Below are 19,819 nucleotides of genomic sequence, written 5' to 3'. Positions count from 1 at the left end.
ATGGGCAGAAATCTATTTACAATGTCTAACGTGCTAGATCTGGATTTATTCAGCAACCCGTTGCCAAATACAAAATGGGGGAATTTCCTGCATTTATCCGCGGCTAACTTAACGGTGTATAACTCTAGATTAGATACGTTATACTTGGCTAAGTACAATTCGAGATTATTCAAACGACACTACAGACGATTAAAGAAACTAAGAAGGTCAAAAGGCTATTCTATTGCATACATCGAAATGATGTTGCTAAAGCTCAGAGATATTCGTTTCCGTAATACTGAGTATGAAGAGCTGCGTAAATCGTTTGCATCGTCTAGAAAAATGCTTTTTATTGCTCTCAATAAAAATCAAAAAAATTGTCAACACTGCGGATCGGATAAGAATCTGTCAATAGACCATATTAGACCTCTTTCTAAAGGCGGATCTAATAACATATCGAACATGCAGATACTTTGCGTAAGCTGCAACTCAAGAAAAGGCAACAAATGGCATTAAACTCATTGGGGTGGATTAAGCTCCATAGGAGCATTTTAGACTGGGAATGGTATGATGACCCTAATACAAAGATTATGTTCCTACATCTTCTTTTAAAGGCAAATCATAAGGATAAAAACTACAAAGGTTCAATTATCAAGCGAGGCGACTTGGTGACTGGAAGGATGGTTTTGTCAGCTGAGTTAGGCATGTCAGAACAACAGGTTAGAACATCGTTGAATAAACTAAAATCAACCAACGAGATAACCATCAAAACAACCAACAAAAACAGCGTTATATCGATCGTTAACTATGATTTGTATCAAGAAAAGGATGATGACCAACCAACAACACAACCAACTGGCAGCCATCAAACAACCAACGGAAAACCAACGAGTAACCAGCGGTTAACCACAAACAAGAATGTAAAGAATATTAAGAAAGAAAAAAATGAAAGAAGTCAAGAAGAAGATTTATTTGGCGCTTCCGCGCACCAAAAATCATACGATGATTCTGATCATGTAGATAATCCGGAAAAGGAAAAAGAAAAAAATTCCGCCAAAAAAGAAAAAGCATTTGGAAAGGCAGAGTTTCGATTGGCACTAGTCATGAAAGGAGCGGATCCTCAACATGTGGAAGACTGGCTAAAAGTTCGGGTTGCAGCGAAAGCTTCTTTCACCGAAACGGCACTAAACAAATTGTTGAGTGAATGTGAACGCAATAACTACCCTGTAGCCATGGCGGTTCAGGCATGCGCAGAATACAGCTGGAGGGGATTCGAATATCAATGGATTTTAAATAAACAAAAATATGCAACAGGACAAAAGGCAGTTAGCACAAGTCAAAACAGGCAACAGCGAGTTGACGAAGTGGCCAACCTTAGAGGCCTTGCAAAGTCAATTATCAGCAATGGTGATTAGAACTTCGGTTCAGGCAATAAAATCGAACGTACCATCAGTGGGTAAGTTAAAATCGATCTACGGCGACACGAAGATTAAAGCACTTCTTGTCGATATGCTTGCCGACTTTATAGAGTTCATTAACGTCGGTAAGACTTTCAATGGCTCTCAGTTAGCGCAAACCGTTCAGATGATACAGCAATACTTCCCACACTTCAATTTAGCCGATCTAAAGCTATTTTTCGACAAAATGAAGCTAGGACATTACGGAAGCTTTTATGATCGAATGGACGGGCAGCTAATACTTGAGAAGATGGAAGAATACAATCAGGACAGAATGAACGAGTACGAAAAGCTGAGAGTTGCGCGAGATAAGGAGGTGGTTAAGAATAATCCTATCGGCTCCGGCTATCATCCCGATGTGGTTCAGGCGCTGAAAGACGCGATCGGCGAGAAGAGGCCGTTTCAACAAAATGTCTCAGCACCACGCACGCCTACAGAAGCCGAACTCTTCCACCAGAGATGCCTAAAGCAATTTGACAATCTATACCGGAAGCATGGGCAACAGGTATCGACCGTTCGATTTTTGGTGTTCGGAAACAAGCGGTACACAGTAGACACGTTTATCGAAAGAAAAATTAACAATATAATCACTAAAACCGAAAGTAATGAAAAACATTAAGCAGAAAATCGTCAATAGACTTCCCAACATCTTAACGACCAAAACAGGTTTGTTAAAACTAAACCAGGAGCAAAAGGAAGCATTAGCTGAAAGACTTGAACTGTTCTTTCGCTTAGAATTTGGAAACGCGAGTGAGGAAATTAATTCGGAAGCATCTGGCGATCTTCCAACAATATCACTAAACTAATGATCAAAGCGAAAATCGGTAAGTGTGTTGATTGCTCGAAGGAATCTAGATTGACAGCAGCACGATGCCAATACTGCTACTGGAAGCATAGAAAGGACGTCAAAAAGTCGAAAATAGTAGACTCCGGTATTACGATTGTTAAGAAACAAGCGAAGCCCATACGTTTTTTAAGTAAAAAAAGAGCAGCTCAAAATGTATTGTATCTTAAAAAAAGGCGTATCTTTATGGAGCAAAACAACACATGTAAAGCAAGATTGTCTGGATGTACCTATTGGTCTACGGATGTTCATCATCCACAAGGGAGAATGGGAGGTCTACTGACAGACGAAAGCAAATTTATAGCGCTTTGCCGTAACTGTCACAACTTCATAGAAGAGAATCCTAATTTTGCAAAAGAAAATGGGTTTTCGATAAGTAGGATCTGATGGGGGCGGAGAGCGAAATACAAAAAGCCTGTGTAGACTGGTTCACGCTAAAGTACCAAAATAGGGGATTAGGCCTAATCGTATCTATTCCGAACGAGGGAAGGCGTAATGCTCGGACCGGCGGTCGACTTAAGCGAATGGGATTGAAAGCGGGCTTTCCGGATCTGCAGGTCATTAAGAAGGGAGATATACTCTTTATTGAAATGAAAACTCAGCGAAAGAATAGCGAGACCAGCGATAAACAAGATGCTGTACATTGCGTTTTGCGATCATTGAAGCACAAAGTAATCATTTGCCGTAGTTTGGATCAGTTCATTTCCGCTGTGGATAGATTTATGTGCTCTTAGATATAACTAAAAGTTATACAAATTATATTCTATATGGTTGCCGAAAAAATGAAGCTTAAAATACTCGCTGCAATTGCAAGCGATTTAGCTGGGCACATCGATTCGCTATTTGAGAAAATTAGCGAAGAATCGAGAAAGGATTATTCCGCTCAGCAAGTAATTGACGGATATGAAGCGGTCACAAAAGTGAAGGTTCCGACTGAAAAATCGGCTCATTTGAATCGTACACCACGCCATGTCGTGGATATACATCGTGCTGTTGTATACATATTCTACGTATTGAATTGCCCGTTCTATGCCACTTTCGGCATCCATGAACAACTTCGCAGGAATAAGCTTGATGAAATATCCGCAAGCTTAAGCATCAATAGACGATACATCGCCTACTATATAATCAGTGGGCGACACCACTTTAAATTTTACAAAGACTTTAAAGAACTAGTTTTGCAGAATTTAGAATATAACGGAAAAGTATAAAAATTATATAGTATAATTTGGATATATAAGAACGCTTTTATACCTTTGATTTAAAGTAACACACACAAAATAATTATTGTATGAAAATAACAGGAATGACACCTGTAAGCGTAGTTGAAGCTATGCCTACGGATGAGAGTACCTATCTATTTGTAGATAGTTCAGGTATTCTGCCAGCTATGTATGTAGCCCCGGATGAAAGACATTTTGCAACTGCTGTAGGGTATGACATATGGCTACGGCCTAAAGAAGCTTTAGACTCTTTGCGACCTTTTCATCCGATTATCGAGGTTGATTTATCAAAGAAGCCAACACTTTTAGAAAGTGAGGCCACGCATGAATAGAAAGCAATTAGAACAGGCTATACGCCTAATATCCATGTATGACGCTAGTAGTGTGGATATCGGAACGATAAACGAAACGTTTGGCCTTGCGCTGACGGAATCATCAACGAGAGAGGAAGCTTTGACGGCTTTTATTGAGGCTAAGGGGATTGAGTTGGAAGAACAAAGTAAGTGGATTAGGACGGCAGTTGAATTGCCGCCACCTAACACCCTCGTATGGGCAAAAAGATCTTACAGAGGAAATCAGACTATATATTTTGCCAAAAGGAATTCGCAGGAATTATCCACCGATCCTGATGCGTCGAGAAACTGCCACTGGAAAGGAATACCATATGATAGACTTGTTCTTCCTTCAGATTCTAACGAAGGCGTTCATTTCGGCTACTCATTCAGTGATGTAACCGTATTGGAATGGCGATTTGTCGAATCACCTAGTTTGGAAAGCGAGGTAACCAATGGATAAGCTAACACTAGAACACATATCGCCTTACTTGGCGTATGGGTTGAGAGTATTGCGCCCTGACGGAAAAACAGTTTTGCAAGTTGAGGGCACTGCTAACGGGCTTTTAATTTTAATGGAACCCAATCAATCCAGCAATACGTACGGTGACTTCTTAGGAAACAAACCCATCCTTCGCCCCCTATCCGACCTAACCAAAGAGATAGAGCATAACGGAGAAATCAAAACTAAGATTGAATTTTTGGTTTTAGAAACTGATACATATTGCGACGCTTATCAGGAATGGCTAGAATCATTTCTTGACAATCCTGAACAATCGAGAATTGTGCAGGCACCCTATGAAGTTTTCAATGAATTAGTAAAAGAGCACTTCGACGTTTTCGGCCTAATCGCTGCCGGCCTAGCTGTTGACATGAATACTTTGGAAGGAGGTTCGAGCAATGGATAATACAGTAGAAAACAGATTAAAGTTTTTCGCGATTTATTGGGGCCAAAGGGTTTGCCTTGCAGTTTATCCTCACGAGGGCGAACATATAGACAAAGTAGGACAATGGAATATACACCATGTAAGCCATTTAAGGCTTAAGCCCATATCAGGAATAACTGCTGAAGATGCTTGTTATATAGCAATGTTATTGGTTCAACGGCCTGACTCAATGTCTAAGCTTACTGAAGGGAATGTTAAAGTTAGGGGCAGGATTGACGGAGATCACGCTTGGGACGAATTAGTAATGGAGTTTGGAGGCAGTTTTAATTATACCGTTAGATATAGAGGTGGCGATTTTCTTGTGTGGATAGATAAAGGGCGTTCAGAATGGAACTCAAACAACCACCTAGAAGTATACGACTACCTCCGTTCGAAAGGCTATGCGCTTCCTGCCTATGGCTTATCAGTTGATGAATTAGTTAAACGAGGATGGATTGTTTTAGAAGGAGGCCCCCAGTGAATAGCCCCGAAGTAATCCAATCCCTAGAGCAGGTAGAAGCGCCTGCTCTGGAAGTGCATCCTGGCGTTTGGGATATAGCGCCGGAAAGAGAGGAAGTAAGCGACATCGAGGAGCTAAACCAACCTCGTCCGCAATTAATGATGTTTACCAAAAATCAAACCCAGAGAGGAGGTGCAAAGTGAGTAAGACACAACTAAACATGTTCTCAGCAATGCGTAGCACATTCCAGGAACAACAGGAGTTAACAGTACAATCGATGAATGCTTATGGTCCTAAATATGATCACTGGGTATTCGCGTGGTCTGGAGGAAAGGATAGCACAGCCACACTTACCTTCGTTCTTTATTTAATCGAATCAGGACAGATAAAATCTCCCAAGAAAATAACTGTGTTACTCGCTGATACGAGATTAGAGCTAACACCATTATGGATGTCTGCAATGTTGATCTGTGATCAGTTGCGGAACCGATCAATCCGTGTCGATATTGTTACAGCTTCTATTGAAGACAGATTTTTTGTGTACATGTTTGGCAAAGGTGTCCCTCCACCTTCCAACACATTCCGCTGGTGCACTCCTAAACTTAAAATTGATCCGATGATGAAGCATCTTGAGCGCCTTTACAAATCGAAAGGTGAAAAGTTCCTATTGATCACTGGTGTTCGGCAAGGCGAAAGCGCTGCACGGGATGGCCGGATCTCTATGAGCTGCGGAAAGGATGGCGCTGAATGCGGACAAGGTTGGTACCAATTAACTGCACCGGACTCTATCTGTGATAAACTTGCTCCGATTCTCCATTGGCGCGTGTGCTCAGTATGGGACTGGCTAAAAATATTCGCCCCAATGGCGAAGTATGGAGCTTGGAAAACAGAGCAGGTAGCAGACAGTTATGGCGGAGATGAAGCGGAAGAGAAGAACGCAAGAACTGGATGCGTTGGCTGTAATCTTGCCAGTAAAGATTTATCGCTCTTGCTTACCATAAAGAATCCCTTTTGGGCATATCTCGCGCCTTTGCTGAGATTGAGAGAAATATACGCGGAATTGAAGAAGCCACATAATAGGCTGCGTAAAACAGAACTTCAGATCAAGAAAGACGGTGATTTGGCTAAAAATCAAAATAGAATGGGGCCTCTGACATTCGAAGCTCGCCTATGGGGCTTACAACAAGTAAGAGATATCGAAAATGATATAAATACGATCGCCGAACGTGAAGGAAAGCCCACTATCTCCCTGATCAACAATCAAGAGGAATCAGCTATTCGCCGGATGATTAGCAATAACACGTGGCCGCAGGGCTGGGATGGAACGGAGAAGAAAGGAGATGAACCTTTTCTACAGAGGTTCAATGATGGGACTTCACAGCCTGACTTATTTTTTGACATTACATAATGAACCCTCACACCTACCCCATAGAAACGATAGCAGCAGCCATGGAACTGTTGCATGCAGGCAACACTATTGCGATGGTTGCGCAACATTTTGGGTGCTCCGTTGCAACAGTTTCAAGGTGGTACATCAAGTACTTAGGCTACCGAGGGCGCGAGGGATTTTCCATCACCCTCCAAAGCAAAAACTGGAATATCGACGAATTCGCTGATAATTGAGATTATCGACAATATCAGTGATAACATACATGTTTAAACCTACAATAATGTACAAACCAACTACAAAAGGATATTTTTCAGGAATCGGCATTTTCGAAATCGGTTTACAGGAAGCCGGATTAAATTTCGTCCAGTCCTTAGACATTGACAAAGGCGCAACTGCTATAATGAAAATGAATCCGCAGTATTTCTCGCACAATATCATTACAGAGGATATTAAGGATATGCTGGTGACTCCACAAACTAAATCGGACGTAGTAATAGGCACGTACCCATGTACCAAATATTCCGATATCGGCGACATACACGGTGTGCGGACGGGCGATGAGCTATACTTACACTTTTTTAGGCATGTGGCCATCGAGCAGCCGGAGGCTTATGTTCTTGAAAACGTTCCAGGAATGATGAAGTTTCCGGTAGTCGTCGAAGCAATGACCAAGTTACCGCAATACTACGTTCAGGTATTTTGTCCAGTGAACGCACTGAATTGGTTACCGCAAGACAGGAAACGAGTGATTATCATTGGAACTAAAAAGCCTTTCAATTTTCGGCAACCGGATAATGTTCGTAGAACTACCGTAAAGGATATTTTGGAAAAAAATCCTCGGTTGAGCATTCCGAAAAATGTATATGCTCGCGTGAACGGTGCATATCGCGATAAGCCCATAATCGTCGATCCCTCAAATAGCAATTCCTTTGCGCCTACTTGTGTAGCACATTACAGCAAAGATCAAGGTACAAGACTAGTCGTCGATAAGAATTTCGTTGGAGGGTTGCGGCCGTTCACCGTGCGTGAGTACGCAAGGCTTCAAGGCGTGCCAGACGACTTTGTTTTTCCAACACACGGTGATGGCAGCGACATCAAAAAGAACTTCATGTACATCGGCAACGGTGTGCCCAGGGAAATGGGAATATGGGCAGGTAAAGAGCTCATGAGATACTTTAATTAAGCAGCCACTGCGATGAATATTCTCACAGTAGCTGCATCAATCCTATTGTTTGGGCTTATAGTCTATCAACTCTTTCATTCTGCTAACATGCGAATCAACAATAGTTTGCTCAACCCAATTCAAGGGGAACTCGAAAGACTTCATTAAAAGTCTTGTTTTAAAGTAGTTATCATTTTTCATTTTATCAACAAGGGCTCTATTATGCCCTTCATACTCATAAATACTATGCAAAAAATGAAAGTGACCAAAAAAGTGAAAATAAATTTCAATAAATAAACAATGCGTAAATTTTTAATCATGTCCGCTCTCATTCTAGGAATGGCAGCGTTGACGACAACCACAACAATCGAAGTGAAAGCTCAGCCTAGCACTTGGGATAGCGGAGACTATGGTACTATACCAGATCCCCCCCCGGCTTATCCATTACCGGTGCCATATCCGGGCGGCCCTACTCCATGGGATTGGAAACCTTGGCAAAACCCGCTAGGAGGATAGTATTAACAGGGGCGGTTGTATAGCCGCCCTAAATTAAAGCAAACCTCTTTGAATATGGATTGGATACATAAATTGCATTTTACGGTAAGCCGTAAAGTTTGTAAAATTTTGATTCATAACTTTCACTCATGAAAGAAGCGTTATTAAGAATGGCTTTTCCTCCCCCCTAAGACTTCCATAGATCTAGTATTGATGCTTGAAAATTTAAACAAAATATAATGCAAAAAAAATTGAAATTTATTGGATTTGCGAAAACCACGTGATATATTTGACAAACTAATTTACTTTATGAATAAACTAACAATTATTATCCTAGCAATTTCATTGCTTTTTTTGGGCTGTGATAGGCAGAACGAATTTCCCAACCTTGAGGAAATCGAAATTGCTAGCATTAAGTCGAGTTTCAATCGTGCGGCCCTACTAGACAACCATACGCTATGGGGAAGTCTAAACAAGAAAATAGATTGGGATGATCCTACTGCGATCAAAAGAGACTCTTCTGCAACTTATATACGGGTGCGTATATTGGATTCCATAGATTTTGGATTAAAGAAGACAGATGTAAAGCAATACTATCAAGTATGGATTAAAGCAACGAAGGGAAATGGAAAATATTCTTTGAGCTATCTTACCATGGTGACTAGCATGCCAGCAAATGATTTCGATGGTACAATCTTTACAGAATCAATAACTGAAACAGCCGCGACTTACGCCAATGTTACACAAGGAAAAATTGTCAGTTCTAGACGAATAGGAAATTCTTCATACGGGAAAAAAATGGGGCCCGGAGATGAATGCAGAACAATATGGACAATCGTTAATGGCGTTTACAAAGAACATCAAGTTTGTAATCAAAATGACGATCCTTTTAAGCCGGAAACCGAAGAACAAGTGCCTGAAGATTGGGATGGCAGCGGCGGCGGTGGCGGCGGTGGCGGCGGTGGCGGCGGCGGCGGCGCAGGGTTTGGATACATATCCGACGATTTTGAAATGCCCTTAGAAAGCCCTGCTGTCGATCCTTCTGACTACGTGGAATGTTTTGGAAACATTCCCAATGCAGGTGCAAAGTTCAAGGTTTCTGTTCTCGTTCAGGAACCTGAACCAGGTAAATCTTCACATTATGGTGCCAACGAAGTTGGTCACGCTGCTATTTCTTTAACGAAAATTGGCACAAACGGCATCTCTATTACTCAAGTTTTAGGCTATTATCCTGTAGGAGGGAAAATTTATAGAGACCTTAATGGACCGTCAAAAGTCGTCGACAACGGAGCAGATTCTGGTCAGCCGATTGGATACAACGTATCTATTGATTTCGATCTGGGTAATGACGCGGCAAGATTTCAAAAGATTTTAGATAAAGCATCAAGTCCTTTGCCTACATATAACGCCTTTAATTCAAATTGTGTACGCTATGTATATGATGCTGTGAGAGCAGGTGATATAAGCTTGACAATTCCAATAAGTTCAGTAACGATTATAGGTGTAACCGGCTATCCAGGAGGAGTAATATATCTTTCTGCGTATACACCTGCGGCTTTGGGGCAGCAGTTGCGGCAACAAAAGGCAAATGGAGATACTAGAGTAACTTCTATGCTTTATAATTTAACACCACCAAAGAGCAAAGGACCATGCAAATAAAAAAAAGTAAACTAAAAAATATTATGCTAATAGTTGCAAGTTGCGCAACGGTTGTATATTTAACTAACTACACTTTTATATATCTATTCCTAAAAAGAGACTATTCATATAGTAACTTTAATGGCACATTCAGATTTAAAGAATATGGTATGAAAGGATTAAGTTATTCAAGTGCAAAAATTTCCTACAATTCATTTTTAGAAAAACATCCTGACATTAAGGATAAGCAATTGTACAGAACATTTTGGATAACTCCATGGAGGTTTTGGGAATGGAACCAATATCTAAATTACAGTGAAAGGTTCAAACTACCCTATATATCAGAATCGGAAATTAGTAAAAACCAGAAAGAATAGAACTGTCATTAAACATTCCGTTTTCCAAAAGCCTCTAACAAATTAGGGGCTTTTTATTTTAGGGCTTTCCGTAAGAAAAGTCCAGATACATTCCCCACATTGCCCCCATGAAACTCACCCTTATCCCAATCAATGAACGGCTGCCGACCGTTGAGCACTTCAATCACCCACTCGATACTGTCCTATTCTACGATGTCAATGGCGTAAAGTTCCTGTTTGGTAAGCGCAAAGTACTCTCCACTTTTAAAGAGGAATGGATCGACAAAGGCTTCGTTAGCTGGCTTGAAGAAACCCAGTAAAGGCCACTACCTATTACTTTCTACCACCGCCATACGCCAGCCTTATTTCACTCACATCAAGCCAAAGCAAATCACGACCGGCCACGGTACTTATTGGCACATAAGCGCCGATAGGTTCTTCGGATTCGTTTATTTCGTCACCGGCCTCGCAGTCACTCATGATCTTAGCGGTGAAAATGGTGTCTGGATCTGAAAATGTTAGGTCTGCCATTAGCGCGACAATCCCATGCCGTTTGAAAAAATCAGCAGCTTCCGCACCTGACACCTGCTTGGTGTCTGCTATGGTACTATCGAAGATCGCAAGTTCGGCATCGGCATCATCAGGATATCGCTCACGAAGAAAGGCTTCGTAAAGTTCTTTATTACCCGTTCTAATTGCTTCGTTCCGGATAATCATTCGCTCTGGACTAAAGCTGAAGTGAAATTGATCCGGGAATTCCCTGAATTGGTAGATATTGTTGTAATCCTCTAATTTATCCTGTAGTGCCATGTTTGTTTTTTTATTTTAAGTCACCAATAAACACCATGCCGATGAGATATTCCTCTGGGATGTTATCTAGGGCATCTTGTATTATGAGAAAATGAATTTCATTTAGCGGCTGCGAGTGATTAGCTAGATATTCGTTATCTATCTGCATCAATCTTTCGATGGCCATCTTCTTCGGGTACCAAGTTGGATCTTCACTCGTTATCGGGGAAATAGAATGCAAAACAGTATAGCCCTTGCTTTTGAGCATTTTTAATATACTGTGTGTTAAAGCAACGAATTCCACGTAAGTTTGTTTAGATTGGTACAACTAATATACGATATTTACGAATATGTGCTATCATACATCTACTCCGTCAACGGAAACATTAAAGACTGTAATAAAGGACGCTAACGTTCATTATCAGTTTGATACTATATATCACGTTAGCGGCTTTTCCCGCCCGATCCTGCCGGTTACACTGAACAACGATATTGACAGTATAGTTCCGGCCAGATGGAAATTTTTGCCGTATTGGGTTAAAAGCGAACAGGAAGCAGATAAGTATGCCAATACGCTAAATGCAGTAGGCGAAGAGATATTTGAAAAGGCAACATATAAGCGATCTATCGGCCAGCACCGTGGGCTGCTCTACGTCACAGGATTCTTTGAGCCGCATTCCACTAACGGGAAAAAGAACGATGAGACGTACTATGTGAGTGATCCTGAATCGCCAATCTTCACACTGGGCATTGTATGGAACCATTGGCAGGATTACGACACATTCGCTATACTCACTACGGAAGCTAATGAGTTCATGGCCGACATCCATAATATCGGTAACCGAATGCCGCTGATCATTCCCCAGGATAAACGGCACAATTGGCTACTTGCCGATGGCCGTGAAGAGATAGAGCAGCTGATCGTTCCCTATGATGGCGAACTAAAAGCACATAAGACTTTCCGCGTGACCTCTGCTCGAGGAATCGAAACAAACATACCCACTATTGCAGATCCGATCTAATTTTTAGCAAAATTTAGCTTTCATAAATACTAAAATACTTAGCAATTTTGTTTTATGAAACCGCTAGAAATACATGTACGAGATAAGGTGATATTCGCGAGAGTGAAAGAAATGCACAGATCCATAGGCTCTTCCGACTATACGCTATATGATAAAAATGGAGTATCAATCTATATATTTCGAAACACTATGGGGAAGTGGGAACACGCCTACGGGAACCTTGCCGACGATGTCCGTGAGGCTTGTTTGGATGCGCTGATACTCCGTTTTGACAAGAACTGTACAGAAATGTTCTACTACAAAGGCGAACGGCAGGTCGTCGATGTAAGCTTCGCTGCCGGGGGAAGCTCGTGGCACGTTTTGGTAAATAGGTATCACAAAGGTTCGATCAAGTTGAGCGACATGACTATGGAGCTAGCGTACAGCGAGCACAATCGCTGCGAAGCACTCACCTGTGAAAGAATAGAAAAGTATTTTCGGTGGATCAGAGAGGGGAAAATTAAGGGAGGGTAAAGATGATATTATTTCAAAACTCTTTCATGCGAGCGTTGTTAACCAAACTAATGGTTATATTATAATTTCGATGTTTTTTTGTAGATCCCCTGTCCCATGGACGGGGGATTTCCATAAAACTGTAACCTAGCCAATATTTCCCATTAGTATTAGATAATCGTAGTATTACCTGAATTTTGAGATGTAGAATAATTCTCAACTACCATTATGATTCATATTTTCAGATAAAATATCATCGGAAATGAACTATAAGCTAGTAAATTCGTGCCTATCTAAAATTTGCCATGAACTATATTGCTAAAGATAAAGTGACGATGAACAAAGTTTGCTATGTTGTAAAAAACATGAACGACGGAAGGTTGCTTGCATATACGGAACAAGAACACGCAGTGTTATCTGCGGCCGTATTGGAACGAACTACAGGCGTAAAACATGAAGTGATTATGTGTTACCTTGATAAGCAGGTTGTATTTATGGACGATAACCTAATTTCGAAATAGCCATTCTAAATAATATGATCACGCTAGAAAAGCGCTGTAATTTTTGCGAATATTAGTTTGCGTTTTCCCTACCTTCGCGCATGACAATCCCAGAGCTTAAAGCATTCTTCGAAGGCAAGACCTTCACGCCCCCTATCCAGATCAGCCCTGACCAAATAGTAGAAGATCCAGTGCAATTTCTCCATACCCAATTTATAATGGTTGATCAATGGTCAGACAAAAAGCCGCTGGATAGATGCCCTGCTTATTTGAGGTTGATGAAGTTTTGGGAAGCAGTGCATTGATGATATTCTTTGTAAGTATCCAAAAAAAATACATGAGTAATTCGTATGATGTCACTGAAATTTGTTTAGGTTTGTAAGAATCGCCCACCCCATGGGTATAATTTCATAAGCAGACTCTCCATGGAAACATGGAGAGTTATTATGTTACAAACTTTACTAAAATAAGCTTCTCAAGTATTTTCTCCACATTATTATTGATGCTCGATAAATCATCCACGAATTACTCAAAAATTCTTGCTTTAATAATTATTATATATTAATTTTCCACTGCATTTACACGCTGCTATGAAAATGGAATATTAATCTAAAATTCCAGTTGACTTTTAAAATGTTTATGAAATTTTTCCGGGGAGCACTAAGCTGATGATCCCTTCGTCAACTGACGAGGGGATTCTTTATTTTATGACTAATATTATGATAGAAACCTTCTGCCAATAGTCTCAAGCTTCTGATGAAGTTCTCCTTTTGGCTCCATAATAGTTTGTTTATCGAGCGCGATAACCTTATATCTATCATCCTCTTTTCTGACTAGAAACTTCTCTTCGAATCCTTGGTAGCCAGTTAACAGGACAGATAGGAACTCGGTGCCTTTTGTCACCTCGGCCGTATACCAAGATTGCGTACCATCTTTACCGGAAATTGTCAACTGTAGATGTTGTTTCATAACTTTTGATTTGGTCGTGCAAAAGTAAGGCTTTATGATTTTACTGGATTAAGGTTTTCAGTAATTGTTGATTTATGTCAATCGTTAAAATATATATATCGTTGTGGTCACAGAGGGAGTTCACTGCGGAGTGCTTTTGACAGGCTTATTTGAGGGTTGATGAAGTTTTGGAAGCAACCTTTATCCAATTTCAATGTATCAAAACTCACTTCTCAACTGTGTTTAAATTGATACATGTCGAATCAATGGTTCCAATAGAATGGTATAATGTGGAGAAGTTTAATATGAATGTTAAAATTCGATAAATCCTTTAAAGATTTCACTTTATTTGTTAATTTGTACAAAAGCAATTATTAAGCATATGTACAACGCGAAGCAAATAGCTGAATTTTTCTTAGCTAGGTATGGGAGCACTGGTTCTATTACGCCTATGAAGCTGATCAAACTTGTTTATATTGCTTACGGCTGGTATTTAGGTCTGACGGGAAGTAAGTTGTTCCAGGAAAACCCGGAGGCTTGGAAATACGGTCCCGTAATACCGACTATTTATAAAGAATTTAAGGCCTTTAGAAATGCGCCAATAATGTGGATAAATAACGCTGAATATACCACAGGTGATGAAACTACCGATAGTTTTTTAGATAGAATTTGGTCGGTTTACGGATCATATACCGGAACCCAATTAAGTGCAAAAACTCACATGCCTGGAACTCCATGGTTTAAAGCTTGGAATGATGTGAAAAATCACAACAAGGTGTCTTTGCAAATGGACCATCAGGAGATAGAACGTCATTATAGACAATTGGCTGCGGGCGATGTCAACCAATAAATCCAATCCTGCCTTCAGTAAGCTTATTGAATCTTTAGGAAAAATTAAGCCTGAGACGTCACCATCTGTAACCTCAGATGGAAAGTCTAACGAAGAAGAAAAAATATTTGAGGATGGAGACGATTACGAAGCTGATACACAAAAAGAACGATTTAAAAGATACCGAAACAATACTAAACTTAGGACGCGATTAGCAAAATGGGCCGTCACCGTCGTTTCGGTGTGGCTAATTTTCGTAGCAATGGTATTACTGATTAACAATAGGGAATTGTGTTTGTCTGACTCTGTGTTAATAGCACTTCTTACGACAACCACCGCAAATATTTTGGGAATTATGTATATCGTTCTAAAGGATATATTCAACGGAAATTCGGAAAAATAACTTGCATATTAGGGCTGTCTTTTTAATCATCTAAAAATTAAAAAGGTTATAACTTATCCCAACCCCTACCGTCGGCGTAAAAGCCTTTACTGACGGTGCGTAATGCCATCCAGCCTGAATACCTACCCCAAACCGCCTTGGCTTTATTGGCGTAACCCTACGGAAGTGCTCGACATGATTGATCACCATATTGGTATCAGGTGAAGATATGTGCGTTACCAAGTAATCCTTAAAAAATGCTCTACGTTGCTCTGTGACTAAATCTAACTTTGCGTTGTAGTTGTAAACTAAAGTTGCCAGCCCCGTAGTATCTTTGCGTACGCTGGCCGAAAAATAACGTCCCTGAAAGTAGGTTACCATCCGCTTTAATGAATCGATCTCAGTAAGTGCAGCATTAAGCTGCCCTGATACTGAAGCATTCACCTGTACCAACTCTTTAATCCGGCCATTAGGATCGCTTATGTCCGATGCTTTCATTTTAAGCGCTGGCGCTAGGGTATCCTGCACATAGGTTTTGTACGCGCCAGTAATATGGTTTTCGGGCAAAATTCCCTCACGCGGCTGGTAGGTCACGATATTCGCACCCGTTGGCGTTTTAACACGGCTGAGCGGTATGCTATCCGTTTGGGGATTAAGAGTTTCCTTCGCTATCATGTCATTCTTACTACCTGTGAAAAGTCCGAAAAATGAGTTGAGCATAAAGGCGATCACTATGAACGCCAATAAAGCTATTATTATGTTTTTTAACATATCATCTTTTTTTGTCAAGTATCTTCTTAGCATCCGCTTCGGTGTTATCACGTAGCGTGCTATCGGCATACCTTATTAGATTGTCCTTACTTCTTGCTTCCTGCTCAAGCTCCTGTATCGTGTACTCCTTTTCCCATATCCTATCTGTCATCATATTCACACGCTCAACGGCATCGTCACGCTGCTTCTTGGCATCGAAATAGAAAGTGGTGGTTATTGTAGCTATAGCGGCAGAAAGACCTGTAAGCGCCCAACTGTAGAACTGCCCCCTATTAGTCAGGTCTTTCGCTTTTTCCATTTTATTTAATGCTGTTAATACTGTCCAATTGCGCCAAGAGGCTGTTAGCTACGCTGTCCGCTTTGTGGTCACGATCCATCATTGATTCCTGAAAGTAGATTGTGCTATCCTGCTTTTGGATGATCGTGCCTTGATTGTCTAATGCCTTTGTTTGCCGGTATAGCCCGGCACCTAGCAAAATGCTAAGCACCGCGCATACGATCAGGTTTAGCCCTGTAAGCTCCGGCTGGTATTTTATGAGTGTTTGTTTTATTTTACGCATACCGGTAATATTAACTTTGTGCTCGTTTCACCAAAATCTTTGCAATCCCGTCTGCAAGCTTTTCTTTCCACTGCTGGTAGTTGGCCATATCTGTGGGATTGCTGATGAAGCCAACTTCAAGGAGGGCCGATGATGCTGCCGTGTGTAGAATACCGAGCTTACCACGAGCAGATTGAGATTCCGTTTTAACTCCACGGTTAGGAATCTGTAATGTTAAAGCGGTAAGGGCTGACAGTTCCTTGGCGATATCCAATGATAAGCCACGTGCGTTATTGGCAACCAATACTTCAGCTCCCGAAGCTTTCGGCTGAATGAAGCTGTTGAAATGAATATCCAAAAGTATATCATTGGTAGTAACAGTTTGCTTAACCTTGGCAATCACCTGAGCGAGCGTATCGCGATCATCATCCAAAATAACGACGACCGACTTATCATGCCTTTTGATGGCTGCGTGAATGAGGCCCCGAAGCTCAATGTTCAAGGCGTTTTCCCGAAAGCCATTTCCTATGGCTCCCGGATCGGCATTGTGATGCCCTGCTATTAAATAGATCTTTCTCATTTTACATTAATTTAAACCGCCACCGTCTTTATTGCTCCATTCTGAACATAACTCAGGCGGCTTTGGTACTTAACTTTTTTGATTTCATTGTAATTGGTGTAAACCTCGTTTCCTGCCGGAAGATTGATGCCCGAAAGCGGCGTATTGATGAATACGCAATTTTCAAACTTAGCATCTGCAAAAGTTGTGGCCGAATGGTTGAATGCGGCCGTTTTATCAGCTACAAAGATGACATTGCGAAATTCGAACCCAGCAGCATTGATCGAAGTGTTGCGGAACAATGGCGCTACAATACTTGCGGCAGTGGATTTGATCAGGATCACCACATTCTCCAGGACAAGCTTACCCGTAGCGAGGTTACTTGTAGTATGCATGATCGAAGGTCTTCCAAAAAGATCCTCTACCACAAGAATGGAATCGCGGATCGTCAATGTTCGTCCTGGCTGAATGTAGGGAGCAATGATGGAAGATTCGTTGATCGAGACCGATCTTTTTAAGGTACCGTAAAAATTGCTCAATACAGCATCCCTGTCGGACACGCCACCACAAATGGAATTGATGTCTTTCACAGCAATCTTATTGTAGGACGTCTTTTCCACAATGCCGCTACGGGCTACAACATCCACACCCTCAACGTAGGCGTTTTCGACAACCAAGTTTTGGAATGGATTGACCTGCTCAAGCTTAGTTTCGTGACCATTAAAGGCCGCACCCATATTGTTGCCACTTATAACCGTCGGTTTGGAAATGATCAGATCCGGATGACGTAAAGAATTGGACAACCAGTGATATTGATACCCCACAGCACCACTTTTAGAAATTATACGGCAATCGTGGAAAGCAATATCGTTGTACACGATACCATGCCAGGCATGGTCCAAAAACCCGCAATCCTCGCAGTATACGTTTTCGGTAGAACCGTAGGCAACGCCGTCCCGAAAACCGCTTCCACGCTGATCGATATGACGGATGTCTACGTTTTTGCAGTTCGAAATTTCCAAAATGGAACTCCATTTGTTCACGCTTTCGATCTTGTGGTTGGATGGAGCGTCTGCCAAAGAGAAATACATATAGTAGTTCCCGGCTGGCCATCCCGTACTATATCTTTGGGAGAACCACGCGGCATTGCCCGGATTCGCTTCCAGATATGGCATTGCTTGCGCTTCGGTTAGGTTCATATAATTTTGGATATCCCTGCCACAACGGACACCGTCTACGAATACCACTGCCATGCCGCGGTCTTTCACACATGCGTCGTATGATCGCTGGAAACGGTAGATATTGTTATAGCCGGCAACCTTTTCAATACTGCCTGACGGAATAGTGACGAGGTTGTTGAACAGAGGATTTGCACCAGAGCCATAGACACTGATCAAAATGTTATTTTTGTTCTGAATGATGCCGTATTCTTCGATAATCGATCCACGTTTTACAAGCAAAGCATCACCGCTAGCCATAAGTGCAGCCGCTCTTGTGATAGTCCGTACCGCCGTGGCTTCGGTTAGTCCATTATTGCTATCAGTTCCATCACTGGCTAGATAGATGTTCTTTGCGCCAGCGATCTGCATCCGCAATAATTCCACCCCGAAACGGCGCGCATAAAACTTGGCCGCTGCAAAGTTCTCACTGCTGTAGCTGCTCAGTAGTGGAGATGACGGCTTGATTGTTTTCGCAGAAATATCTGTGTTCCCAAGTTCGCCCTGCAACACATCAATTTCGGTTTCTACAAGATCTAGCCGCTCGCTGTGTTCCTCCACTACGTGCGCCATGCCCTTATCGCCCGAAGGAATCATTCGCTTGACAGAAAAACGGGAATCTGGGTTACTCCACCCACCTGCCATCCGCACATTGATATACATCCTGACAGCTTCCGCATTATCTGGCCATATCACATCTATCGGTGCGTTATAGGTATCCTTATCCATTTGTTCTGAAACATCTACAGCTCGTATCTGATTAGAAGCGTTGGTAAAGGCATAGAGCGGCCGACTGGTCGATCCTATGTTTTCCGTCTTACTGGCAATGCGGATCCTTGTACCGGCAGCTAATCCCTGCAATAGCACATATCCTGCTCTGGAATCATCAGAAAGGATATTGCCGGATGCAGGAGTTGGTAAAAGATTTCCGCGTGAACCAAAGTAAGATCCTTGTACTACCTGCGACTTGTACTCCTCAAATTGATCGGGAACGCCATTCACTTTAAGACTGATTGCTTCGACTTCTGTTTCCAATGGTTCTACATCGGGGATAGACTCCATAGCAGTAGCGATCTTGCCATCAAGCACACGACCCTGATTCGCTGACAGCGCATCTTCCGTAGAAGTTGATGTAAGACTATTCACGGCAGGCGTTTTGGGAAGATCGCCCATATCGTACAGCGCCCATGCGGTTCCGCTCCATCCCCAGACCCAACGTTTACCCTTTGCCGCCTCAATTGCGCTACCGTTCACTGAATACCATCCCGGCGATGCTTCACGTTTTCGCATCTGCCCGGCAGGACCAGGAGCAATAACCGTAGCGGCTGCTGATGTGCCTCCACCTTTTATGGGATCAAGTTCAGCGCCATCAATGAATAGCCCGTTTTTTAGTTCATCCTTGCTGATCTTACCGATGGTCTTATCATCGCCAGTGTCGGTCATGATCTGCTTTACTTCCGCGTATTTTTTGGCCTTTGCATCCCGTGGCCATACCATTTCTGCCATATC

Annotated in this window: 30 protein-coding genes; 22 read left to right on the top strand and 8 right to left on the bottom strand. The window is 41.8% G+C overall.

Annotated elements, in window-relative coordinates; translation table 11 throughout:
* From B0I21_RS20540 to B0I21_RS20060, 16 genes are all read left to right on the top strand, one after another.
* A complete protein-coding gene (locus B0I21_RS20540) occupies positions 1-495 on the top strand; it encodes an HNH endonuclease (protein ID WP_394346346.1) in 495 nt (164 codons plus the stop codon).
* Complete coding sequence (locus B0I21_RS07250; protein WP_133639802.1) at positions 486-1,394, top strand: hypothetical protein; 909 nt, start codon at positions 486-488, stop codon at positions 1,392-1,394. The genes B0I21_RS20540 and B0I21_RS07250 overlap by 10 nt, the downstream gene beginning before the upstream one ends.
* Positions 1,384-2,055 carry a hypothetical protein gene (locus B0I21_RS07245; RefSeq protein WP_166637797.1) on the top strand — a complete coding sequence of 224 codons (672 nt, stop codon included), beginning with the start codon at positions 1,384-1,386 and terminating at the stop codon, positions 2,053-2,055. Before B0I21_RS07250 ends, B0I21_RS07245 begins: the two co-directional genes overlap by 11 nt.
* Positions 2,042-2,242 (top strand): hypothetical protein, encoded by a 201-nt coding sequence (locus B0I21_RS07240; protein WP_037497434.1) that lies wholly within the window; start codon positions 2,042-2,044, stop codon positions 2,240-2,242. The genes B0I21_RS07245 and B0I21_RS07240 overlap by 14 nt, the downstream gene beginning before the upstream one ends.
* Before the next feature lie 424 nt (positions 2,243-2,666).
* Positions 2,667-3,014, top strand: coding sequence for a VRR-NUC domain-containing protein (locus B0I21_RS07235; protein ID WP_052072196.1), 348 nt, complete (start codon positions 2,667-2,669; stop codon positions 3,012-3,014).
* 48 nt (positions 3,015-3,062) lie between these two features.
* A complete protein-coding gene (locus B0I21_RS07230; RefSeq protein ID WP_133639800.1) occupies positions 3,063-3,491 on the top strand; it encodes a hypothetical protein in 429 nt (142 codons plus the stop codon).
* Between the two features lie 80 nt (positions 3,492-3,571).
* Positions 3,572-3,835, top strand: coding sequence for a hypothetical protein (locus B0I21_RS07225; RefSeq protein WP_133639799.1), 264 nt, complete (start codon positions 3,572-3,574; stop codon positions 3,833-3,835).
* Entirely contained in the window at positions 3,828-4,298 is a 471-nt protein-coding gene (locus B0I21_RS07220) for a hypothetical protein (protein ID WP_133639798.1), read from the top strand. The genes B0I21_RS07225 and B0I21_RS07220 overlap by 8 nt, the downstream gene beginning before the upstream one ends.
* Complete coding sequence (locus tag B0I21_RS07215; RefSeq protein WP_133639797.1) at positions 4,291-4,743, top strand: hypothetical protein; 453 nt, start codon at positions 4,291-4,293, stop codon at positions 4,741-4,743. Before B0I21_RS07220 ends, B0I21_RS07215 begins: the two co-directional genes overlap by 8 nt.
* Entirely contained in the window at positions 4,736-5,242 is a 507-nt protein-coding gene (locus B0I21_RS20270) for a hypothetical protein (RefSeq protein WP_133639796.1), read from the top strand. Before B0I21_RS07215 ends, B0I21_RS20270 begins: the two co-directional genes overlap by 8 nt.
* A complete protein-coding gene (locus B0I21_RS07205) occupies positions 5,239-5,424 on the top strand; it encodes a hypothetical protein (RefSeq protein WP_133639795.1) in 186 nt (61 codons plus the stop codon). Before B0I21_RS20270 ends, B0I21_RS07205 begins: the two co-directional genes overlap by 4 nt.
* Positions 5,425-5,453: 29 nt before the next feature.
* Positions 5,454-6,629 carry a phosphoadenosine phosphosulfate reductase domain-containing protein gene (locus B0I21_RS07200; protein ID WP_208292283.1) on the top strand — a complete coding sequence of 392 codons (1,176 nt, stop codon included), beginning with the start codon at positions 5,454-5,456 and terminating at the stop codon, positions 6,627-6,629.
* A complete protein-coding gene (locus tag B0I21_RS07195) occupies positions 6,629-6,844 on the top strand; it encodes a helix-turn-helix domain-containing protein (RefSeq protein WP_133639794.1) in 216 nt (71 codons plus the stop codon). Before B0I21_RS07200 ends, B0I21_RS07195 begins: the two co-directional genes overlap by 1 nt.
* Before the next feature lie 47 nt (positions 6,845-6,891).
* Positions 6,892-7,794: a DNA cytosine methyltransferase gene (locus B0I21_RS07190; RefSeq protein WP_133639793.1), complete on the top strand. Its 903-nt coding sequence runs from the start codon at positions 6,892-6,894 to the stop codon at positions 7,792-7,794.
* 297 nt (positions 7,795-8,091) lie between these two features.
* Positions 8,092-8,289, top strand: coding sequence for a hypothetical protein (locus B0I21_RS07185; RefSeq protein WP_133639792.1), 198 nt, complete (start codon positions 8,092-8,094; stop codon positions 8,287-8,289).
* Positions 8,290-8,577: 288 nt separating this feature from the next.
* On the top strand, positions 8,578-9,927 hold the full coding sequence (locus tag B0I21_RS20060) for a hypothetical protein (RefSeq protein ID WP_166637794.1): 1,350 nt from the start codon (positions 8,578-8,580) through the stop codon (positions 9,925-9,927).
* Positions 9,928-10,595: 668 nt separating this feature from the next.
* Here the strand turns inward: B0I21_RS20060 and B0I21_RS07175 are convergent.
* The gene (locus tag B0I21_RS07175) at positions 10,596-11,072 is read right to left on the bottom strand and encodes a hypothetical protein (protein WP_133639790.1); all 477 of its coding nucleotides are present in this window, start codon (positions 11,070-11,072) and stop codon (positions 10,596-10,598) included.
* Between the two features lie 10 nt (positions 11,073-11,082).
* Positions 11,083-11,319, bottom strand: coding sequence for a hypothetical protein (locus tag B0I21_RS07170; protein ID WP_133639789.1), 237 nt, complete (start codon positions 11,317-11,319; stop codon positions 11,083-11,085).
* A gap of 82 nt (positions 11,320-11,401) precedes the next feature.
* On the opposite strand from B0I21_RS07170, the gene B0I21_RS07165 reads away from it, so the two are divergent.
* From B0I21_RS07165 to B0I21_RS20535, 4 genes are all read left to right on the top strand, one after another.
* Positions 11,402-12,073, top strand: a complete 672-nt coding sequence (locus tag B0I21_RS07165) for an SOS response-associated peptidase (protein ID WP_133639788.1) — start codon at positions 11,402-11,404, stop codon at positions 12,071-12,073.
* Between the two features lie 54 nt (positions 12,074-12,127).
* Positions 12,128-12,586: a hypothetical protein gene (locus tag B0I21_RS07160; RefSeq protein ID WP_133639787.1), complete on the top strand. Its 459-nt coding sequence runs from the start codon at positions 12,128-12,130 to the stop codon at positions 12,584-12,586.
* A gap of 284 nt (positions 12,587-12,870) precedes the next feature.
* A complete protein-coding gene (locus B0I21_RS07155; RefSeq protein ID WP_133639786.1) occupies positions 12,871-13,086 on the top strand; it encodes a hypothetical protein in 216 nt (71 codons plus the stop codon).
* Positions 13,087-13,166: 80 nt separating this feature from the next.
* Positions 13,167-13,370, top strand: coding sequence for a DUF6965 family protein (locus B0I21_RS20535; RefSeq protein ID WP_394346345.1), 204 nt, complete (start codon positions 13,167-13,169; stop codon positions 13,368-13,370).
* 412 nt (positions 13,371-13,782) lie between these two features.
* On the opposite strand, the gene B0I21_RS07150 is transcribed toward B0I21_RS20535, so the two are convergent.
* Positions 13,783-14,034 (bottom strand): hypothetical protein, encoded by a 252-nt coding sequence (locus B0I21_RS07150; RefSeq protein WP_133639785.1) that lies wholly within the window; start codon positions 14,032-14,034, stop codon positions 13,783-13,785.
* A gap of 361 nt (positions 14,035-14,395) precedes the next feature.
* Here B0I21_RS07150 and B0I21_RS07145 point away from each other — a divergent pair, with 361 nt between their 5' ends.
* Both B0I21_RS07145 and B0I21_RS07140 read left to right on the top strand, forming a co-directional pair.
* A complete protein-coding gene (locus tag B0I21_RS07145) occupies positions 14,396-14,863 on the top strand; it encodes a Panacea domain-containing protein (protein WP_133639784.1) in 468 nt (155 codons plus the stop codon).
* On the top strand, positions 14,850-15,245 hold the full coding sequence (locus B0I21_RS07140) for a hypothetical protein (protein ID WP_133639783.1): 396 nt from the start codon (positions 14,850-14,852) through the stop codon (positions 15,243-15,245). The genes B0I21_RS07145 and B0I21_RS07140 overlap by 14 nt, the downstream gene beginning before the upstream one ends.
* A 30-nt stretch (positions 15,246-15,275) precedes the next feature.
* Here the strand turns inward: B0I21_RS07140 and B0I21_RS07135 are convergent, their stop codons facing one another.
* Genes B0I21_RS07135 through B0I21_RS07115 form a run of 5 tightly spaced genes read right to left on the bottom strand, consistent with a single transcriptional unit; the run spans position 15,276 to position 19,816 of the window.
* The gene (locus B0I21_RS07135; RefSeq protein WP_133639782.1) at positions 15,276-15,995 is read right to left on the bottom strand and encodes a DUF6808 domain-containing protein; all 720 of its coding nucleotides are present in this window, start codon (positions 15,993-15,995) and stop codon (positions 15,276-15,278) included.
* A 1-nt stretch (position 15,996) separates the two neighbouring features.
* Positions 15,997-16,293 carry a hypothetical protein gene (locus tag B0I21_RS07130; RefSeq protein ID WP_133639781.1) on the bottom strand — a complete coding sequence of 99 codons (297 nt, stop codon included), beginning with the start codon at positions 16,291-16,293 and terminating at the stop codon, positions 15,997-15,999.
* Between the two features lies 1 nt (position 16,294).
* Positions 16,295-16,555, bottom strand: a complete 261-nt coding sequence (locus B0I21_RS07125; RefSeq protein ID WP_133639780.1) for a hypothetical protein — start codon at positions 16,553-16,555, stop codon at positions 16,295-16,297.
* A gap of 10 nt (positions 16,556-16,565) precedes the next feature.
* Positions 16,566-17,114 carry an N-acetylmuramoyl-L-alanine amidase gene (locus tag B0I21_RS07120; RefSeq protein ID WP_133639779.1) on the bottom strand — a complete coding sequence of 183 codons (549 nt, stop codon included), beginning with the start codon at positions 17,112-17,114 and terminating at the stop codon, positions 16,566-16,568.
* 11 nt (positions 17,115-17,125) lie between these two features.
* Positions 17,126-19,816 (bottom strand): hypothetical protein, encoded by a 2,691-nt coding sequence (locus B0I21_RS07115; RefSeq protein WP_133639778.1) that lies wholly within the window; start codon positions 19,814-19,816, stop codon positions 17,126-17,128.
* Positions 19,817-19,819: the final 3 nt, after the last annotated feature.

Source organism: Sphingobacterium paludis (assembly GCF_004364125.1).
Lineage (GTDB): Bacteria > Bacteroidota > Bacteroidia > Sphingobacteriales > Sphingobacteriaceae > Sphingobacterium > Sphingobacterium paludis.
This window is presented reverse-complemented; position numbering and strand designations above follow the sequence as displayed.

What these genes read in the sequence shown, in the direction of transcription:
- B0I21_RS07220 (WP_133639798.1), top strand. Translation starts at nt 3,828, where the DNA reads ATGAATAGAAAGCAATTAGAACAGGCTATACGCCTAATATCCATGTAT.
- B0I21_RS07230 (WP_133639800.1), top strand. Translation starts at nt 3,063, where the DNA reads ATGAAGCTTAAAATACTCGCTGCAATTGCAAGCGATTTAGCTGGGCAC.
- B0I21_RS07130 (WP_133639781.1), bottom strand. Translation starts at nt 16,293, where the DNA reads ATGGAAAAAGCGAAAGACCTGACTAATAGGGGGCAGTTCTACAGTTGG.
- B0I21_RS07155 (WP_133639786.1), top strand. Translation starts at nt 12,871, where the DNA reads ATGAACTATATTGCTAAAGATAAAGTGACGATGAACAAAGTTTGCTAT.
- B0I21_RS20270 (WP_133639796.1), top strand. Translation starts at nt 4,736, where the DNA reads ATGGATAATACAGTAGAAAACAGATTAAAGTTTTTCGCGATTTATTGG.
- B0I21_RS07120 (WP_133639779.1), bottom strand. Translation starts at nt 17,114, where the DNA reads ATGAGAAAGATCTATTTAATAGCAGGGCATCACAATGCCGATCCGGGA.
- B0I21_RS20540 (WP_394346346.1), top strand. Translation starts at nt 1, where the DNA reads ATGGGCAGAAATCTATTTACAATGTCTAACGTGCTAGATCTGGATTTA.
- B0I21_RS07190 (WP_133639793.1), top strand. Translation starts at nt 6,892, where the DNA reads ATGTACAAACCAACTACAAAAGGATATTTTTCAGGAATCGGCATTTTC.
- B0I21_RS07185 (WP_133639792.1), top strand. Translation starts at nt 8,092, where the DNA reads ATGTCCGCTCTCATTCTAGGAATGGCAGCGTTGACGACAACCACAACA.
- B0I21_RS07115 (WP_133639778.1), bottom strand. Translation starts at nt 19,816, where the DNA reads ATGGCAGAAATGGTATGGCCACGGGATGCAAAGGCCAAAAAATACGCG.
- B0I21_RS07160 (WP_133639787.1), top strand. Translation starts at nt 12,128, where the DNA reads ATGAAACCGCTAGAAATACATGTACGAGATAAGGTGATATTCGCGAGA.
- B0I21_RS07240 (WP_037497434.1), top strand. Translation starts at nt 2,042, where the DNA reads ATGAAAAACATTAAGCAGAAAATCGTCAATAGACTTCCCAACATCTTA.
- B0I21_RS07150 (WP_133639785.1), bottom strand. Translation starts at nt 14,034, where the DNA reads ATGAAACAACATCTACAGTTGACAATTTCCGGTAAAGATGGTACGCAA.
- B0I21_RS07145 (WP_133639784.1), top strand. Translation starts at nt 14,396, where the DNA reads ATGTACAACGCGAAGCAAATAGCTGAATTTTTCTTAGCTAGGTATGGG.
- B0I21_RS07175 (WP_133639790.1), bottom strand. Translation starts at nt 11,072, where the DNA reads ATGGCACTACAGGATAAATTAGAGGATTACAACAATATCTACCAATTC.
- B0I21_RS07140 (WP_133639783.1), top strand. Translation starts at nt 14,850, where the DNA reads ATGTCAACCAATAAATCCAATCCTGCCTTCAGTAAGCTTATTGAATCT.
- B0I21_RS20535 (WP_394346345.1), top strand. Translation starts at nt 13,167, where the DNA reads ATGACAATCCCAGAGCTTAAAGCATTCTTCGAAGGCAAGACCTTCACG.
- B0I21_RS07135 (WP_133639782.1), bottom strand. Translation starts at nt 15,995, where the DNA reads ATGTTAAAAAACATAATAATAGCTTTATTGGCGTTCATAGTGATCGCC.
- B0I21_RS07195 (WP_133639794.1), top strand. Translation starts at nt 6,629, where the DNA reads ATGAACCCTCACACCTACCCCATAGAAACGATAGCAGCAGCCATGGAA.
- B0I21_RS07215 (WP_133639797.1), top strand. Translation starts at nt 4,291, where the DNA reads ATGGATAAGCTAACACTAGAACACATATCGCCTTACTTGGCGTATGGG.
- B0I21_RS20060 (WP_166637794.1), top strand. Translation starts at nt 8,578, where the DNA reads ATGAATAAACTAACAATTATTATCCTAGCAATTTCATTGCTTTTTTTG.
- B0I21_RS07165 (WP_133639788.1), top strand. Translation starts at nt 11,402, where the DNA reads ATGTGCTATCATACATCTACTCCGTCAACGGAAACATTAAAGACTGTA.
- B0I21_RS07235 (WP_052072196.1), top strand. Translation starts at nt 2,667, where the DNA reads ATGGGGGCGGAGAGCGAAATACAAAAAGCCTGTGTAGACTGGTTCACG.
- B0I21_RS07170 (WP_133639789.1), bottom strand. Translation starts at nt 11,319, where the DNA reads ATGCTCAAAAGCAAGGGCTATACTGTTTTGCATTCTATTTCCCCGATA.
- B0I21_RS07245 (WP_166637797.1), top strand. Translation starts at nt 1,384, where the DNA reads ATGGTGATTAGAACTTCGGTTCAGGCAATAAAATCGAACGTACCATCA.
- B0I21_RS07225 (WP_133639799.1), top strand. Translation starts at nt 3,572, where the DNA reads ATGAAAATAACAGGAATGACACCTGTAAGCGTAGTTGAAGCTATGCCT.
- B0I21_RS07250 (WP_133639802.1), top strand. Translation starts at nt 486, where the DNA reads ATGGCATTAAACTCATTGGGGTGGATTAAGCTCCATAGGAGCATTTTA.
- B0I21_RS07125 (WP_133639780.1), bottom strand. Translation starts at nt 16,555, where the DNA reads ATGCGTAAAATAAAACAAACACTCATAAAATACCAGCCGGAGCTTACA.
- B0I21_RS07200 (WP_208292283.1), top strand. Translation starts at nt 5,454, where the DNA reads ATGCGTAGCACATTCCAGGAACAACAGGAGTTAACAGTACAATCGATG.